The following is a 16,965-nucleotide window of genomic DNA, read 5'->3' on the forward strand; positions in this document are numbered from 1 at the left end:
AAAGCCGCGCTGCCGAACCCACCGGCAGCGCGGCGTTCGCTCGTCCGCGACGCCGCGCCTCAATCCGGCATCAGGCCATAGGCGCGATTCTTGACGACGCTCTCCAGCAACAGCCGCTCGACCGCATCCCGGTCCCCCTGCGCCTCGGCATCCCGCCGATGGAAGACGAGCCGCCAGTCATGCAGGGGGAAGAGCCGCACGATCCTGCCCCGCATATCCGGCGGGATCATCGGCGCAGGGAGGTTGGCGACCGCCTGACCGCGCGCCACCATGGCAATGATCACATCGAAAAACTGCACCCGCGCCACGATGTTGGTGGGCTGCACGCCAAAGGATGCCAGCTTGCGGCGCAGGCGCTGCTCCGCCCCATCGTCCCGCCCGGACGGCAAGGCGAAGGGCAAGCGCCCCACCTCTTCCGGTGAAAGCGGCACCTCGCGGCCCGCGGCCAGTTTGCGGTTGCCGAAGATGCCGCCCGACACCCGCCCCAGCGACCGCATCGCTTCCGCCACGGGCTCATCGGCTGGCTGGTGGATCAGCACGAAGTCATAGGTTCCATTGCTGGCCGCGAGTGTCGATTCGTGGCTCGGAATGCGGGTGTCGAACTCCAGAACGATGTGGGGGTGGGCCGCCAGAAACCTGTCCAGCCTTGGCCGCACATAATGATCGGCGAGGCCCTGCCCCAGCAGAATGCGAAAGCGCACGATCTCGCGCGGGCCGGGCCTGCGCAGGCGGTGTGCCGCCAGTTGATCGGCCGCGCTGGAAAATATCCTCAAGTCGGCGAGGAAGCGCTCGCCCTCGGGCGTGAGTTCTGGCCGCCGCCCCGCGCTGCGGGCCATCAGCGCGACCCCGAGCTGCGCTTCCAGCGCCTTGAACTGGCTGCTGACCGACGCCTGGGAAATGCCCAGCAATTCGGCGCTGCCGGCGAAGCTGCGTGTCTCGGCAAGCGTCTCGAAGATCACCAGCTGGCGCAGGGTAAATGGCAGGCTTTGCAGGGCACTCATCATTCAGCCATAACCTGTGCATTATAAATGCCATTGCCCGTACATCTGTTGCCTCGCCCGTTCAATCGCTGCCAAATGAGCGAAAATCAGACGGAGACCCAAGTTGACCGACCTTGACGTGACTCGCCGCAGCGTGCTCGGCCAATCTTTGGGCGTGATCGGCGCCGGCATGGTGGGGGCCGGTTCGACGGCGCGGGCCGCGCGGCCTAAACAGGCATCGGGCAATCGGCGCAAGCAGCCGAACATATTGTTCATCATGGCCGATGACATGGGCTATGCCGACCTCTCCTGCTACGGCCGGCGTGACTATGAAACCCCGGCGATCGACAGCCTCGCGGCCGACGGGATGCGCTTCCTGCAAGGCTATGCCAATTCCGCTGTGTGCTCGGCGACGCGCACGGGCCTCATCACCGGCCGCTATCAGAACCGCCTGCCCATCGGCCTGGAGGAGCCGCTCGCCCAGCGCCCTGTCGGCCTGCCGCCCGAGCATCCCACTCTCCCGTCGCTGCTGCGGGCGGTGGGTTATGGGACGACGCTGATCGGCAAATGGCATCTGGGCGCGCTGCCCAAATATGGCCCGCTCAAGAGCGGCTATGACCATTTCTGGGGATTCCGGGGCGGCGGCGTGGACTATTTCACGCATAAATATGCCGGGCGTCACGACCTTTGGGACGATGACCGCGAGGTCTTCGAGAAGGGCTATCTCACCGATCTTCTGGCCGAGCGCGCGCTGGAGACGATCAGCACCGCCGCCCAGGGCGACAAGCCCTTCTTCATCTCGCTGCACGTCAACGCGCCGCACTGGCCCTGGGAGGGGCCGGGCGACGAGGCCGAGGCCATCAGGCTGGATGCCGATGGCAAGCCGACGGCGCTGATGCATTATGATGGCGGCTCGCAGCGCATCTATGCGCAGATGGTGACGCGGTTGGACATGCAGGTCGGGCGCATCCTGCAGCGGCTGGACGACCTTGGCATCGCGGACGATACCATCGTCATCTTCACCAGCGACAATGGCGGCGAGCGCTTCGCCGACACCTGGCCGTTCACGGGTCGCAAGACCGAGTTGCTGGAAGGTGGCCTTCGCATCCCCGCGATCGTGCGCTGGCCGGCCTATGTGCCTGCCGGGGTCACCAGCGATCAGGTGATGATGTCCATGGACTGGCTGCCGACCTTGCTCGCGGCGGCCGGCGGGGCGCCGGACCCGGCCTATCCCAGCGACGGCATCAATCTGCTGCCTTATCTCGCCGACCCCTCCAGCAAGAGCGAGCGGACCTTGTGCTGGCGCTACAAGAATCTGGACCAGCAGGCCTGCCGCATGGGCGACTGGAAGTATCTTAAAATCCTCCAGAACAGCTTCCTCTTCAACGTGGTCGACGATCCAATGGAGCGCGCGAACCTGAAGGACCGGATGCCGGAGAAAATGGCGCAGGTGAAGGCGGCCTATGACGCATGGGACAGCCAGATGCTGCCGCTCGACCCGGATTCATCGACCCATGGCTTCACCGGCAAGGATCTGGCCGATCACTTCGGCGCCAAGATGGAGAATAGCGTCAAGCCGCGCTGACGGGCGTGGCGGGGTAGGCAGGCTCGGGTGTCCTGCGGCCCCGTCCGCTCAGGGTGCCCAGCCCTGCCCGGCCTCATAAGGCAGGCGCGTGAAGATCAGCTCGACCTCGCGCACCTTGCCGCTCCGCATCCCCAGCATCTCGCCGCTGAGCAGCGACATCGGCCCCCTCGGCTTGGTGGGGCAGGTGCGACCATAGCCGGGAATGTCGTTGCACTCGGTCCGGCCGTAGAAGCGCAGGGAAAACACGCCGAACAGCACCTGCTGTTCCTCATCCACCACCAGAGTGCGGCGCGGATCGACCTTATCGAGCGTGTCGAACAGATGCGCCTCCACCTGCGCCTGACAGCTCATGCTGCCGAAATGCGGCAGCGGTTTGCCGGGGATGGGCGTGATGGGATAGGCCAGTTGCGGATTGCCGCTCATCGGCATCCGGTTTTCGATCCGCTGGCAATCCGGCGCGAAATGATCGCCTTTGTTGCGCAGCATATTATCGAAGTTCCGGTCGGCCAGTGCGATCATTTCGGCGCGGGACAGGCGCTCGCGCTTGGGCACGATGGTGCGCAGGCCTGCTCTGACCTCCGTCGGCATGGAGGGATGCTGCGGCGCGAATGACCGGCCGATCACCGTCTCGGCTTCCGCGATCCGCCCGGCGACGATCTTGAGGCGCGTGGCATAGCCGACAGTCTTGCCGGCCTCCTTCACTTCCCCCAGCACCGCGACTTGCCCGGCGGACACATCGGCGGCCCGTGCCTGGTAGCTGCTATAGCCATCCGTCGTCTGCCAGAGCCCCTCGCCCGGCGCCACCGGCGCGCCATTCTCGGTGGCGCGAAAGTCCGGTGCGAGATCGAGTCCGGCAGGCGTGCCTTGCTCGACGGCGGCGAGATAGCGGTCCACATGCGCATAGAGGCAGGCGCGGTCGCATGGCGGCGCGGCCTCCCGTGCCAGCGTCGGCAAGCCGGGGAAGAGCAGCAGCGCGAGGGCGGTGGCACGCCATGCAAAGCGGATCATCGCTCAGTTCTCCCCGCCGGACCCGGCGTCGCGCAGATCGCCCTGCCAGCCGCTGTCGGCCTCATAAGGCGCGAATTTGAAGATCGCCTCCACCTCGTGAATCTTGCCGCCGCGCACGCCGAGGATTTCCGCATTGAGCAGCGAGACCGGCTGGCGCGGCTTGTCATGGCAGATGGTGCCATAGCCGGGGATCTCGTTGCACCGGCCGTTCTTGTACCAGCGCATGACATAGACGCCGAAGACGAGCTGCTTCTCTTCATCGAGCAGGAGGAAGCGGCGCGGCTCGACCGCGTCGAGCTGGTCGAACAGGTGCAGGCTGATCTGCTGGCCGCAGCCCATGCTGCCGAAATGCGGCTTGGGCACGCCCGGGATCGTGCCGATGGGATAGTTGAGTTCCGCATTGCCGCTCATCGCCATGCGGTTCTCGATCCGCTGGCAATCCTCCGCATAAAGGGAGCCGTCGGCCGCGAGCAGCGCGTCGAAATTGGCATTGGCCGTCTCGATCATCTGCTGGCGGGTCAGCCGCTCGGCGGGCGGAACGATATTGCCGAACGACGCGCGCGGCGCCGGCACGATGGATGAGCCGGGCACCCGCCCGCGCCCGAGAATCGTCTCCACCTCGGTGATCTTGCGATCCGCTACCTTGAGGCGTAGCGCGATGGTGACCCTGCCCTCTCCCTCCAGCACCTCGCCGATATAGCCGACGGTGCCGCTCACCGGATCGGCGAGGTCGATGCGATAGGTACCAAGGCCGGTCGCCGTCTGCCACAGGCCCGCGCCGAGACGGACCTCCTGCGCATCCTCCGTCGCGCGATATTGCCCTGCCATCGGCGCCCGGGCGGGCGCGCGGGCGACCATCGCGGCCAGATATTGGTCCATGATCTCGGTGAGGCAGGTGCGGTCACAGGCCGCCGGGGCAGCGGGTCCGGCAGCCATCGCCCGGGCGGCGAGCAGGAGCGCGGCCATCATGGCCAGCCCCCGGATGGGACGCGCGATCATGGCTGCACGGGACGCGGGCGGGGCCGGATGCGGGTGATCTTGCCGCATGGAATCTCGTAGAGCAGCACGCCGCGCAACCGCCAGTCATCGCCCGCCTTCAAGGGCCGTGAGCTAAAGTCCGGCCAGTCGCTGGTGGCCTGGAAATGCGCTTCCAGATCGACCGTCGCGCCCTGCGGTTGCACCTCGATGGCGTGCGGGGTCACATGCTCCTGCAGCCCACGGGCATCGACGTCGCGATAGAAGGCGATGATGGCATCGCGCCCCTTGAGATCGGGCCACTTCCCGCCTTTCACGAGGACGACATCGGCGTCGTAATAGCTGGTGAAGCAGGCATAATCGCGCGCATTGAAACAGAGGAAATAGCGCTCGAAATCGGCCTTGGTCATGCCGGGCGACGGGCAATTTTCGGCCGCCACAGCCGGTTGGGCGAGCGATCCGAGCATGGCAAGCATGAGCGCTTTGCCGACGGCTGACCTGAACCGCATCCCCTGTAACCTCCCCCTCATGACGCAGCATCCGCATGTAGCGGATAAATCGTGATACGTCGTTGTAGTTTATTCCGTCGTGCAAGGCTGCCTTGTCAAGCGAAATGCCCGGCCAGCACACGGCCCTTGCGACCTTCTGACGGAGGCTGGGCGGGCCAATGATCGTTCGACTCCAGTGGCTTGGGCAGCGATCGGACAAGCTGCCGGAACGATCCCTTGACCCTGCTCAGAATAGGAACATAATAGGAACATATGAGACTCGCCCCTGCCCTTTTGTGCGATCACGCGATGCCGGATGCCCCCTCCCGAAAGGCGTTCGGCATCGCCGCGATCGATACGCTGCTGGGCGGCGGGCTGGCGCGCGGGCGGGTGCATGAAGTCTATGCCGCAGAGGTGGACGATGTCGCGGCAGCGGCGGGTTTCGTCGTCTCGCTGGCGACAGGTTTGAGCGAGGCCGAGGGCAAGGTGCTATGGCTCCGCGAGCGACAGGCGAGCCGAAAAGGCGGCGTGGCGCAGGGCCATGGCTGGGCCGAACTGGGCGGCGCCCCCGGCCTGGGGCTGATCGGCACCGTCAGGGACGGCATGGATCTGCTGCGGGCGGCCGTGGATGCCTTGCGCTGCTCTGGCCTGAGCGCGGTCGTGGTGGAAGGTTGGGGGCCGATGCCCGCGCTGGACCTGACCGCCAGCCGCCGCCTGACTCTGGCGGCAGAGAAATCCGGCGTGACATTGCTGCTACTGCGCCCGGACGCGCCGCCCGTGCCCAGCGCGGCACAGACCCGCTGGCAGGTGGCCGCCGCACCTTCGCTCGCGCTGCCGGGCAATGCGCCCGGACTGCCGACCTTCGATGTGACCTTGCTGCGCCAGCGTTCCGGCCCTTGCGGCCTTTCCTGGCGGCTGGAGTGGGACCGTGACCGACGCTTGTTCCGTGAAGCGGCGCTATCTGGCGCTGTGGTTTCCGCTCCTGCCCACAGAAAGGCTGCGGATTCAGCAGGGGATCGACAGCGCGGGGACCGGCGGGCAGCCTGACGGGCCGCTGGTTCTCGTCGCCAAGATCAAGGGCGCATTGCGGCTGTGCGCCGTCGATGCGCAGGCCCGCGCGCTCGGCATCTCGCCGGACCAGACGCTGGCCGATGCCCGCGCGCTGCAGCCCGACCTCATCGTGGCCGACATGGACGAAGAGGCCGACCGCCACTGGCTGCAGCGGCTGGCCCGGCATTGCATCGCCTGGTCACCGCATGTCACCCTCGCCCCGCCCGATGGGATAACGCTGGATATTGCGGGAAGCGACCATCTGTTCGGCGGCGAGGCAGGCCTGGCCGCGCAGGCCGAGGATGCCTTCGCCGCGATTGGCATGAGCGTGCGCATGGCCACAGCCTCTACCGCGCAGGGCGCGCAGGCGCTGGCCCGTCATGCCCGCCTGCCCGTCACCAGCGAGCGGGAGGCGCTGCGGGCACTGCCCGTGCTGGCGCTGGGGCTGGACGAAGAGGCGACGCTCGCCTTGCGCCGGGCCGGGCTGAAGACCATCGGCGATCTGGCGTCACGGGCCGCCGCCAGCATCGCCGCGCGATTCGGGGCGGACGCGGTGACTGCCTTGCGCCGCCTGCTGGGCGAGGAGCAGGCGCCGATCGATCCGCTCGCACAGCCCGAGCCACTCCATTTCGAGCGCCGTTTTGCCGAGCCGGTCGCCTTGCAGGCCAGCATCGCCGGCTGTTTTCTCGACCTGCTGCGCGAGGCGGCCCGGACACTCGATGAGCGCGGACTGGGGGGCCGGCGCTTTGTGCTGACATTGTTCCGCAGCGATGGGGCGCGCCATCGGCTGGCAATCGAGACCGGTCTGCCCACGCGCGATCCGGCGCCGGTGTTGCGCCTGTTCGACGAACGCATCGGGACGCTGGCCGACCCGCTCGACCCCGGTTTCGGCTATGACCGCATCACCTTGTTCCTACCCGTCACCGAGCCGCTCGGCACCAGCCAGCCGGCTCTGGATGGCAGCGAGCAGGATGCCGGCGCGCTGGCCGATCTGATCGACCGGTTGAGCACTCGGCTGGGGCCGGCCAGCCTGTGTCGTCTTGAGCCGCAGGACAGCCATATTCCCGAACAGGCGCAGCTTGCCTTGCCGGCGATCCACGCCCGTGCGCCCCTTCCATGGCCCACGCCGCCGGTGGGCGAGCCGCCCTTGCGGCCGCTGTTCCTGTTCGATCCGCCGCAGCCGGTGGAGGTGATCGCGCAAGTGCCGGACGGCCCCCCGCACCGCTTCCGCTGGAAACGCAGGCTGCACGAGGTGCGGCTCTATGAAGGCCCCGAGCGGATCGCCTCCGAATGGTGGCGGCGCAAGGGCGGTGAAGCCCCTGGCAAGGCCGGGCTGACGCGGGACTATTACCGAATCGAGGACGTGCGCGGGCGACGCTACTGGATCTTCCGCCACGGGCTTTATGATGAAAAGCCCGATCCGAACTGGTATCTCCACGGGCTGTTCGCATGAGCGACCCGCCCCCTTTCGCAGAGCTGGTCGCGGCCACCAATTACAGCTTCCTGCGCGGCGCTTCGCATCCCGCACATATGGTGGCGCAGGCGCATCATCTGGGCATGGCCGGGCTGGGCATTGCGGATCGCAACACGGTGGCCGGCGTGGTGCGCGCGCATGTGGCCTGGCGGGAGGTCGGCGGGCCTGCCACCGGTTTTCGCCTCGCCGTCGGTGCGCGGCTGGTCTTTGCGGACGGGACGCCGGATATCATCGCCTATCCCGCCACCCGCCATGGCTGGGGTCGGCTGACGCGGCTGTTGACGCTGGGTAACCGCCGCGCGGAAAAGGGTGATTGCACGCTCAATCTGCCGGATCTGCTCGATCATGCCGACGACCTGCTGCTGATCGCCACCGGACGCGACCGGAACCTGCTGGAGCGGCTGACGGAGGCGCGTCCCGGCGCGGTGTGGCTGGCCGTCACAATGCAGCGCAGCGGCGCGGATGCGCGGCGGCTGGCGCAGACGCAGGCTCTCGGCGCGGCTTGCGGCGTGCCTCTGCTCGCCACGTGCGATGCGCTCTACGATCATCCCGATGCGCGACCGCTGCACGATATCCTGACCTGCATTCGCGAAGGCACGACCATCGCTGCGGCGGGCCACCGCCTGCTGGCCAATGCCGAACGGCATCTCAAGCCGCCTGCCGAAATGGCCCGCCTGTTCCGCACGTGCCCCGAAGCGGTGACGGCCAGCACCAACATCCTTTCGCGCATCGCCTTCACGCTCGATGACCTGCGCTATGAATATCCGCACGAACCGGTGCCCGAAGGCTGGCAGCCGCAAGCCTGGCTGGAACATCTGGTGCAGGAGGGTGGCCGCGAATATTTCCCCGATGGTCTGCCCGAAAAATACCAAGCGGTGCTGGATGAGGAATATGCGCTGATCCGCAAGCGGAACTACGCTTATTACTTCCTCACCGTGCACGATATTGTGCGCCATGCCCGCAGCCTCGAGCAGCCGATCCTGTGCCAGGGCCGGGGCAGCGCGGCCAATTCGCTGGTCTGCTATTTCCTCGGCATCACCCCGATCGATCCGGTGCGGGAGAAGCTGCTGTTCTCGCGCTTCCTCTCGGAAGAGCGCCATGAACCGCCCGATATCGACGTGGATTTCGAGCATGAGCGCCGCGAGGAAATCATGCAGTATATCTATGCCCGCTATGGTCGCGAGCGGGCGGGCATTGCGGCCACGGTGATCCACTATCGCCCACGCAGCGCGATCCGCGAAGTGGGCAAGGCGCTGGGCCTGACCGAGGACGTGACCGCGCGGATCGCCTCGACCATCTGGGGCTCCCCCGGCGGCAGCCGGGTGCCCTCCCCGCGGATCGAGGAGGCCGGATTTGATCCTGACAATCCCGAAGTCGGCCGCCTGCGCACGCTGGTTGAGCGCCTGCTCGAATATCCCCGCCATCTCTCGCAGCATGTCGGCGGATTCGTGCTGACCGAGAGCCGGCTCGACGAACTGGTACCCATTCACAATGGCGCCATGCCCGATCGCACCTTCATCGAATGGGACAAGGACGATATCGACGCGCTGGGCCTGATGAAGGTGGATGTGCTGGCGCTCGGGATGCTGACCTGCATCCGCAAGAGCTTCGACCTGCTGCGCACGCATGGCCTCGCCGACCTGACCCTGGCCACGGTGCCGCGCGAGGACAAGGCGACCTACGCGATGCTTCAGCGCGGTGACAGCATCGGCACCTTTCAGGTCGAAAGTCGCGCGCAGATCGCCATGCTGCCAAGGATGAGGCCCAAGGAGCTGTACGATCTGGTCATTCAGGTGGCGATCGTCCGCCCCGGACCGATTCAGGGCGGCATGGTCCATCCCTATTTGCGCCGCCGCAACAAGGAGGAGGCCGTGGCCTTCCCCAGCCCTGCCCCGCCGAACGATCCCAACGAGCTGCGCGAGGTATTGGGCAAGACATTGGGCGTGCCGCTGTTCCAGGAACAGGCGATGAAGCTGGCCATCGTCGCGGCCAAGTTCACGCCGCCCCAGGCCGATGGGTTGCGGCGGGCCATGGCGACGTTCCGCCATCACGGAACGGTGCATAATTACCAGAGCCTGCTGGTCGAAGGCATGGTGGCGCGGGGCTATGAGCGGGACTTTGCCGAACGCTGCTATCAACAGATCGAGGGTTTTGGCGAATATGGCTTTCCCGAAAGCCATGCGCAGGCCTTTGGATGGCTCGCTTATGTCTCATCATGGCTGAAATGCCGCCACCCCGCCGCGTTCACCTGCGCCCTGCTCAACAGCCAGCCAATGGGCTTCTACGCGCCCGCGCAGCTGGTGCGCGATGCGCAGGAGCATGGCGTTGAGGTCCGTGCGGTCGACGTGAATGCCAGCGAGTGGGATAGTACGCTGGAAGGGCCCGCTGGCAGTGTGCTGGCGCTGCGGCTGGGATTTTCACGGATCGACGGCTTCCGGCAGGGATGGGCCGAGACGATCGCACAGGCCCGGCAGGCCGGCGCGTTCGTTTCTATCGAAGATCTCGCCCGGCGGGCCAGCCTGCCTCCCCCGGCCTTGCGCAAGCTGGCCGATGCCGATGCTTTTGGCGCGCTGGCGGAGTCACGCCGCGATGCCTTGTGGGAGGTGCGCCGCACGCCGCCAACCCAGCTGCCGCTGTTCGCCTTTGCCGATGCGCCGGAACTGGGCCGCGAAGCCGATCCGCGCCTGCCCGCCATGCCGCTCTCCGAGGAAGTGGTGGCCGATTACCAGACCGCGCGGCTCTCGCTGAAGGGGCATCCGATGCAGTTTCTGCGCGCTGCGCTCACCCGCGAAGGCGTGCGATCCTGCGCGGCCGCCAATGCGCTGCCCGATGGCCGCAGGGCGCGCGTCGCCGGCGTGGTCCTGACCCGGCAGCGGCCCGGCAAGGGCAATGCCGTGTTCATCACGATCGAGGACGAAACGGGGATCGTCAACGCGCTGCTCTGGGCACGCGATCTCGACAAGCAGCGCCGCGCCGTGATGGCCGCGCGCCTGATGCTGATCGAGGGCGAAATCCAGAAGAGCAAGGAAGGCGTAGTCCACCTGATGGTCCGGCGGGTGATCGATCGCACGGCCATGCTCGATGACCTCGCCGATCATCCCCCCATGGCTCCGCAAACCGCGCGCGGCGACGAAGTCCGCAACCCGCAGCGCCCCCGCCTCAATGACCATCCCCGCAATGTCAGGATTCTGCCGAAATCACGCGACTTCCACTGAGGCCCGTCTAGGGCATGTGTGTGTGTGTGTGTGTGTGTGTGTGAAGTCCTGGAGGCCCGAGCCGGAATCGAACCGGCGTATACGGATTTGCAGTCCGCTGCGTCACCACTCCGCCATCGGGCCTCGGGGGTGGTCGAGGGAGCGCGGCTAGCTCAATTCATTCGGCAACGCAACTTGCTTTGCGCCATGACGGACGGGACAGGTGCGCAGACTGCGTAGGGGCATTAAAAAACTTTTCACTGTGCGGTGCAAAAAAGCTAGAGAGGCTGGCAAAGCCAATTACTGTATTGCTCATACAATACAGCCATGTCATCAGGGAGCTTATGACCGAGCAGACTTTCAAGGCGATGCGCCGTGCGATGGTGGAAAGCCAGTTGCGCACCAGCGACGTCAACGATCCTGTGATCCTCGAAGCGATCCTCGCCGAACCGCGCGAACTTTATGTGCCGCAGGAGCGGCGCAGCGCAGCCTATATCGATCGGGCCGTGCCGCTGGCCAATGGCCGTGCGCTCAACCCGCCGCTCGCCACCGCGCGCCTGCTGGTCGAAGCCGCCCCGCGCGCGGGCGAGAAGGTGCTGCTGGTCGGCGCGGCGACCGGCTATGCGGCGGCGCTGCTGGCGCGGCTTGGCTGCATTGTGGTGGCGATCGAGGACGATGACGCGCTGTTCGCCCACGCCAAGGCCGCGCTGGCCGGTCACGCCGGCGTCACGCTGCAGCAGGGACCGCTGTCCGCCGGCTTCGCGCAAGGCGCGCCTTATGATCTGCTGTTCGTCGATGGTGCCATCGAGGAGCTGGACGAGGCGCTCATTGCGCAATTGCGCATCGGTGGCCGCGCGGTGTTCGCCCGGCTGGAGCGCGGCGTGACGCGCCTGTGCATTGGCACGCGCACCACCGGCGGCTTTGGCGCACGCGCCTTCGTGGACTGGGAGGCCGTGCCCCTGCCCGGTTTCGCCCGGCCCAAGACCTTCACATTCTGACCCGGAAGCCTCGACCGCTTATGCTCATCCGCCGGACCAAGCCCCTCGCGATGCTCGCCGCTCTGCTGAGCACCAGCACCCTCCCCGCCCAGGCCGAGACGCTGCAGGAAGCGCTGGCCGCGGCCTATCGCGACAATCCGACGCTGACCGCGGCGCGGGCGGGCCAGCGGGCGACGGACGAGAATTTCAACATCCAGAAGGCCAATGGCCTGCCGGACGTGGGCGTCTCCTCCACCTATAACGAGTTCGCCCATGAGCGCCCGCTCAATCCGCTGGCGCCCTCCCGCTCGCTCACGACGCTGCTGAGCGTGAGCGTGCCGGTCTATTCCGGCGGCCGGGTGCGCAATGCGCTGGCTGGCGCCCGCGAGCGGATCGAGGCCGGGCAATATGATCTGCGCGCCACGGAGCTCTCCATCTTCTCGCAGGTGGTGGCGGCCTATATGGACGTGATCCGCGCGGAGTCCGTCGTAGGCCTCAGCCGCAACAATGTGCAGGTGCTCGAGGTCAATCTGCGGGCGACCAACAATCGCTTCCAGGTCGGCGATCTCACCCGCACGGACGTCGCCCAGTCCGAGTCGCGCCTTTCGCTGGCCCGCGCGGACATGCAGACGGCCGAAGCCTCGCTGATCGAGGCGCGCGAGCGCTATATCCAGCTGGTCGGCCACGAGCCGGTCGACCTGCAGACCCCGCCGCAATTGCCCGGCCTGCCCGCGACGCCCGACGAAGCCGTCGATGTCGCCATGGCCCAGAATCCCGATCTGCTGGCGGCCCGCAACATCCGCGAAGCCGCGGCCTATGACGTGCGCGTCGCCAAGGGCCAGCGGCTGCCGACGGTCTCTGCCTTCGCCAGCGGCCAGCATTATACCGATCTCGCCTCCCGCGGCGGCGCCAACGAGGCGCAAGACAGCGGCCAGGTGATCGTCGGCGCGCGCCTTTCCATGCCGCTCTATCAGGGCGGCCGGCCCGGCGCGCAGGTCCGCCAGAGCCAGGCCTATCAGCAGCAGGCGATGGAAACCGAGACCGCCGTCGAGCGCAGCGTGATCGCGCAGACCCGCTCGCTCTATTCGAGCTGGCAGGCGAGCAATGAAGTGATCGCCTCCAACCGCGTGGCGGTGGATGCGAGCGGCCTCTCGCTGCGCGGCGTGCGCGCCGAGAACAGCGTGGGCACCCGCACCATCCTCGATATCCTGAATGCGGAGCAGGAAAGCTTCATCGCGAGCGTCCAGCTCGTGACGGCAGAGCGCAATGCCTATGTCGCGGCCTTCTCGCTGCTGGCCGCGATGGGCCGGATCAACCCGACGGACTTCGGCATCGCGCCCGAGCAGGTCATCAACTCGGCCGACAACTTCCAGCGCGTGAAGGGCAAGTGGTTCGACTGGGACGATGACGCCAAGCCGGCGCCCATTTCGTCCCGCACGGTTGACTCTGCCGCCCAAAACGCGACAGTAAACGCTTCAGACACCAACTGAGCGCAGGAACCATGATGGGGGCGATGCAGAACGAGCCGTCGATGGAGGAAATTCTCTCTTCCATCAAGCGGATCATCGCCGAGGAGGACGGCCTTTCCGCGACGCCGCGCGTGCCGCGCCGGGCCGCCATGGCGAACGTGAGCGCCAGCCTGGATGACCAGATTCTGGAGCTGACGGACGCGCTGCCCGGCGACAATGCCGACGGGGCCGAGAGCGACGACTCGCATGAGGAGCCGATGATGAGCGCCCCCGCCAAGCCCGCCCCGGCCGCTTTGGAGCAGAAAGCCGAGCCAAAGAGCGCCGAGTCTAAAAGCAAAGCCGCCGCCAAGCCGCGCGCCGCTGTGGCGTCCGCCGATGGTGCCCCCGCTGTTTCCGCGCTGGCTTCCACGCTCGTCTCGGACGAGAAGGCCCGCGCCGCCCGCGATTCGCTCGTCAACCTCTCGCGGCTGCTCATCAGCCCGGAAGACAGCCAGCCCAACACGGTCGAAGGCCTGGTGCGCGAGATGCTGCGCCCCATGCTCAAGGAATGGCTGGACGAGAACCTGCCCAGCATGGTCGAGACCATGGTGAAGCGCGAGATCGACCGGATCACCGGCCGAGTATGATGGCCGGGCCGCGGCCCTCCATCGCAGCGGTTCGGCAGATTTGAGCGCGACAGTTCCGGCTCGCAACATGAGATAAGCATCTGAGCGTCACCGGACGAATGCATTCCCTTTCGGATGGAACGACCAGTGCTCCTGCGAAGGCAGGAGCCCAGGGCGCATCAGACCGCCCTTCCCCGCCCTGGACTCCCGCTTTCGCGGGAGAACAACGTATGCGAGGTGGCGCAACGCCGCCCTCCTCTCCCCCCGCGCACCCACTGGCGCGGCGCGGCAAGACTGATTAAGGCCCCAGCCATGACGAACACGCCCATCACCGAGCTTGCAAAGACCTTCGATCCGGCCGCGATCGAGGCGAAATGGTATCCGCATTGGGAGCAGACCGGCCAGTTCCGCCCGGCTCGCCCTGATGCGCAGCCCTTCACCATCGTCAATCCGCCGCCGAACGTCACCGGCAGCCTGCACATCGGCCACGCGCTCGACAACACGCTGCAGGACATCGTGATCCGATACGAGCGGCTGCGCGGCAAGGATGCGCTGTGGGTGGTCGGCACCGACCATGCCGGCATCGCCACGCAGATGGTCGTCGAGCGGCAGATGAACGCGAAGGGCGAGAAGCGCACCGATTACACCCGCGATGGCTTCATCGAGAAGGTGTGGGAATGGAAGCATGAGAGCGGCGGGACGATCACCGGCCAGCTCCGGCGCCTGGGCTGCTCGATGGACTGGAGCCGCGAGCAATTCACCATGGACCCGCATTTCACTCGCGCCGTGGTGAAGGTGTTCGTCGATCTCTACAATCAGGGCTTGCTCTATCGCGACAAAAGGCTGGTGAACTGGGACCCGGGCCTCAAGACCGCGATCAGCGACCTTGAGGTCGAGACGCGCGAGGTGAAGGGCGGATTCTGGCACTTCAAATATCCGCTTGCCGATGGCGTGCGCCTCGATGGGCCCGGCGTTGAGGGCCAGGACTATATCGAGGTGGCGACCACCCGCCCCGAGACGATGCTGGCGGATATGGCCGTGGCGGTGAACCCGGATGATGCGCGCTACCAGTCCGTCATCGGCAAGCATGTCATCCTGCCGATCACCGGTCGGCGCGTCCCTATCGTCGCCGACGAGCATGCCGATCCGGAACTGGGCTCGGGCGCGGTGAAGATCACGCCCGGCCATGATTTCAACGACTTCGAGGTCGGCAAGCGCGCCGGCATCGCGCCCGCGCAGATGCTCAACATGCTCGATGCGCACGCGAATGTCGTCCAGACGGCCGATGGCCTCGTCCCCGTCGACTTCATCGGGCTGGAGCGCTTCGAGGCGCGCAAGCTGGTGGTGGAGCAGCTGAAGGCGCTGGGGCTCCTCATCCCCCACGTCACCCGCGACAAGGAGGGCAACGAGACCGAACACGACGCCGAACCCCGCACGATCCAGACGCCCTATGGCGACCGCTCCGGCGTGGTCATCGAGCCCTGGCTGACCGACCAATGGTATGTCGATGCCGCGACGCTGGCCAAGCCCGCCATCGAGGCGGTGCGCTCGGGCGCGATCGAGATCGTGCCGAAGAGCTGGGAGAAGACGTACTTTAACTGGATGGAGAACATCCAGCCCTGGTGTGTGAGCCGGCAGTTGTGGTGGGGGCACCGGATTCCGGCTTGGTTTGACGAGGATGGCAATGTCTTCGTCGCCGAGACCGAGGAAGAGGCGCAGACCAAGGCGGGCAATCGCAAGCTTACCCGCGATGAGGACGTGCTCGACACGTGGTTCTCCTCCGCGCTGTGGCCGTTCGCGACGCTGGGTTGGCCGGAAGGAACCCCCTCTCCCCTTGAGGGAGAGGGAGGAGCGCCTTCAGGCGCGGAGGGAGAGGGGTCCGCCGCGAACGCGGCGGCTAACGCCGCCGACCCCTCTCCCAACCCTCTCCCTCAAGGGGAGAGGGCTTCGTCCCTTCTCGCCAAACACTACCCTAACGATCTCCTCATCTCCGGCTTCGACATCCTTTTCTTCTGGGATGCGCGCATGGCGATGCAGGGCATTCATTTCATGAAGGAGGTGCCGTGGAAGCGGCTGTACCTCCATGGTCTGGTGCGCGCGGCGGATGGGCAGAAAATGTCCAAGTCCAAGGGCAATGTCGTCGATCCGCTCGGGCTCATCGACCAATATGGCGCCGATGCGCTGCGCTTCTTCATGGCGGCCATGGAGAGCCAGGGCCGCGACGTGAAGATGGATGAGAAGCGCGTCGAGGGCTATCGCAACTTCGCCACCAAGCTGTGGAACGCCGTGCGCTTCGCCCAATCCAACGGCATCGGCGCGAGCGAGAGCGTTGCCGCGCCCGCCGCCACGCTGGCGGTGAACAAGTGGATCATCGGCGAAGTCGTCAGCACCGTCGCCGAGCTGGACAAGGCGCTGGCCGATCTGCGCTTCGATGCCGCCGCCAATGCCATATACCATTTCGTGTGGGATCAGTTCTGCGATTGGTATCTGGAGCTGATCAAAGGCAATATCGACGCGGAAACCAAGGCCGTCGCCGGCTGGGTGATCGACCAGATCCTCGTCATGCTCCACCCGTTCATGCCGTTCATCACCGAGGAGCTGTGGCATGCGCAGGGCACGCGGCCCTATGACCTGATCGTGGCGCAATGGCCGGCACCTGCCGCGCAGGTGGATGCGCAGGCCAGCGCGGAGATCGACTGGCTGATCCGCATGGTGAGCGAAATCCGCACCGCCCGCGCCGAACTGGGCGTGCCGCCGGGCGCCAAGCTCACGGCCATCGTGAACGAGGCCAATCCGCAGACGCGCGGCCGTGTCGAGCGGCTCACCCCCGCCCTCTCTCGCCTCGCGCGCATCGAGACCTGGCAGTTCGATGACGAGGCGAGCGGCGGCGCGGCACAGGTGGTCGTGGACGAAGCGACCGTCGTCCTCCCGCTCGAAGGCGTCATCGACATCGAGGCCGAACGCGCTCGGTTGACAAAGTCCCTTCATGCCGCGCAGAAGGAGGCCAAGTCGCTCGAGGGGCGCCTCGCCAACCCGGCATTTGTCGAGAAGGCCAAGCCCGAAGCGGTCGAGAAGGCGCGTGCCGACCATGCCGAGAAAGTCGCGGAATTCCAGCGTCTGGAGGCTGCTCTGACGCGTCTTGGATAAGGACGTGGGCACA

General features: G+C 66.5%; 12 protein-coding genes and 1 tRNA gene. 8 read left to right on the plus strand and 5 right to left on the minus strand.

The window, feature by feature from the left end; genetic code table 11:
- Positions 1-59: 59 nt before the first annotated feature.
- Positions 60-1,004, minus strand: coding sequence for a LysR family transcriptional regulator (locus tag M2335_RS13100; RefSeq protein ID WP_264594961.1), 945 nt, complete (start codon positions 1,002-1,004; stop codon positions 60-62).
- 100 nt (positions 1,005-1,104) lie between these two features.
- Here M2335_RS13100 and M2335_RS13105 point away from each other — a divergent pair, with 100 nt between their 5' ends.
- Positions 1,105-2,565 carry a sulfatase gene (locus M2335_RS13105; protein WP_264594962.1) on the plus strand — a complete coding sequence of 487 codons (1,461 nt, stop codon included), beginning with the start codon at positions 1,105-1,107 and terminating at the stop codon, positions 2,563-2,565.
- A 48-nt stretch (positions 2,566-2,613) separates the two neighbouring features.
- Here the strand turns inward: M2335_RS13105 and M2335_RS13110 are convergent, their stop codons facing one another.
- The 3 genes from M2335_RS13110 to M2335_RS13120 are packed head-to-tail and all read right to left on the minus strand — an operon-like array spanning position 2,614 to position 5,057.
- Complete coding sequence (locus M2335_RS13110) at positions 2,614-3,573, minus strand: hypothetical protein (protein WP_264594963.1); 960 nt, start codon at positions 3,571-3,573, stop codon at positions 2,614-2,616.
- Between the two features lie 3 nt (positions 3,574-3,576).
- Positions 3,577-4,542 (minus strand): hypothetical protein, encoded by a 966-nt coding sequence (locus tag M2335_RS13115; RefSeq protein WP_264594964.1) that lies wholly within the window; start codon positions 4,540-4,542, stop codon positions 3,577-3,579.
- Positions 4,543-4,568: 26 nt separating this feature from the next.
- Positions 4,569-5,057, minus strand: a complete 489-nt coding sequence (locus M2335_RS13120) for a nuclear transport factor 2 family protein (RefSeq protein ID WP_264594965.1) — start codon at positions 5,055-5,057, stop codon at positions 4,569-4,571.
- 252 nt (positions 5,058-5,309) lie between these two features.
- Here M2335_RS13120 and M2335_RS13125 point away from each other — a divergent pair, with 252 nt between their 5' ends.
- Genes M2335_RS13125 through M2335_RS13135 form a run of 3 tightly spaced genes read left to right on the plus strand, consistent with a single transcriptional unit; the run spans position 5,310 to position 10,775 of the window.
- Positions 5,310-6,083, plus strand: coding sequence for an ImuA family protein (locus tag M2335_RS13125; RefSeq protein ID WP_264594966.1), 774 nt, complete (start codon positions 5,310-5,312; stop codon positions 6,081-6,083).
- On the plus strand, positions 5,965-7,539 hold the full coding sequence (locus M2335_RS13130) for a Y-family DNA polymerase (RefSeq protein ID WP_264594967.1): 1,575 nt from the start codon (positions 5,965-5,967) through the stop codon (positions 7,537-7,539). The genes M2335_RS13125 and M2335_RS13130 overlap by 119 nt, the downstream gene beginning before the upstream one ends.
- Positions 7,536-10,775 (plus strand): error-prone DNA polymerase, encoded by a 3,240-nt coding sequence (locus tag M2335_RS13135; RefSeq protein ID WP_264594968.1) that lies wholly within the window; start codon positions 7,536-7,538, stop codon positions 10,773-10,775. Before M2335_RS13130 ends, M2335_RS13135 begins: the two co-directional genes overlap by 4 nt.
- A 49-nt stretch (positions 10,776-10,824) precedes the next feature.
- Here M2335_RS13135 and M2335_RS13140 read toward each other — a convergent pair.
- A tRNA-Cys gene (locus M2335_RS13140) sits at positions 10,825-10,898 on the minus strand.
- A 200-nt stretch (positions 10,899-11,098) separates the two neighbouring features.
- Between M2335_RS13140 and M2335_RS13145 the strand changes: the two genes are divergently transcribed.
- The 4 genes from M2335_RS13145 (at position 11,099) to M2335_RS13160 (ending at position 16,952) form a co-directional block, all read left to right on the plus strand.
- Positions 11,099-11,752 carry a protein-L-isoaspartate O-methyltransferase family protein gene (locus M2335_RS13145; protein ID WP_264594969.1) on the plus strand — a complete coding sequence of 218 codons (654 nt, stop codon included), beginning with the start codon at positions 11,099-11,101 and terminating at the stop codon, positions 11,750-11,752.
- A gap of 20 nt (positions 11,753-11,772) precedes the next feature.
- A complete protein-coding gene (locus M2335_RS13150; protein ID WP_264594970.1) occupies positions 11,773-13,221 on the plus strand; it encodes a TolC family outer membrane protein in 1,449 nt (482 codons plus the stop codon).
- A gap of 23 nt (positions 13,222-13,244) precedes the next feature.
- Positions 13,245-13,826 (plus strand): DUF2497 domain-containing protein, encoded by a 582-nt coding sequence (locus tag M2335_RS13155; RefSeq protein ID WP_264594971.1) that lies wholly within the window; start codon positions 13,245-13,247, stop codon positions 13,824-13,826.
- A gap of 291 nt (positions 13,827-14,117) precedes the next feature.
- A complete protein-coding gene (locus M2335_RS13160; protein WP_264594972.1) occupies positions 14,118-16,952 on the plus strand; it encodes a valine--tRNA ligase in 2,835 nt (944 codons plus the stop codon).
- The last annotated feature ends 13 nt before the right edge of the window (positions 16,953-16,965 follow it).

It is taken from the genome of Sphingobium sp. B12D2B, from assembly GCF_025961775.1.
In the GTDB taxonomy this organism is placed as follows: Bacteria; Pseudomonadota; Alphaproteobacteria; order Sphingomonadales; family Sphingomonadaceae; genus Sphingobium.

Bases quoted from the DNA above. Each gene is read 5' to 3' on its own strand.
- M2335_RS13100 (WP_264594961.1), bottom strand. From the start codon at position 1,004: ATGATGAGTGCCCTGCAAAGCCTGCCATTTACCCTGCGCCAGCTGGTG.
- M2335_RS13110 (WP_264594963.1), bottom strand. From the start codon at position 3,573: ATGATCCGCTTTGCATGGCGTGCCACCGCCCTCGCGCTGCTGCTCTTC.
- M2335_RS13115 (WP_264594964.1), bottom strand. From the start codon at position 4,542: ATGATGGCCGCGCTCCTGCTCGCCGCCCGGGCGATGGCTGCCGGACCC.
- M2335_RS13120 (WP_264594965.1), bottom strand. From the start codon at position 5,057: ATGCGGTTCAGGTCAGCCGTCGGCAAAGCGCTCATGCTTGCCATGCTC.
- M2335_RS13125 (WP_264594966.1), top strand. From the start codon at position 5,310: ATGAGACTCGCCCCTGCCCTTTTGTGCGATCACGCGATGCCGGATGCC.
- M2335_RS13135 (WP_264594968.1), top strand. From the start codon at position 7,536: ATGAGCGACCCGCCCCCTTTCGCAGAGCTGGTCGCGGCCACCAATTAC.
- M2335_RS13145 (WP_264594969.1), top strand. From the start codon at position 11,099: ATGACCGAGCAGACTTTCAAGGCGATGCGCCGTGCGATGGTGGAAAGC.
- M2335_RS13150 (WP_264594970.1), top strand. From the start codon at position 11,773: ATGCTCATCCGCCGGACCAAGCCCCTCGCGATGCTCGCCGCTCTGCTG.
- M2335_RS13155 (WP_264594971.1), top strand. From the start codon at position 13,245: ATGCAGAACGAGCCGTCGATGGAGGAAATTCTCTCTTCCATCAAGCGG.
- M2335_RS13160 (WP_264594972.1), top strand. From the start codon at position 14,118: ATGACGAACACGCCCATCACCGAGCTTGCAAAGACCTTCGATCCGGCC.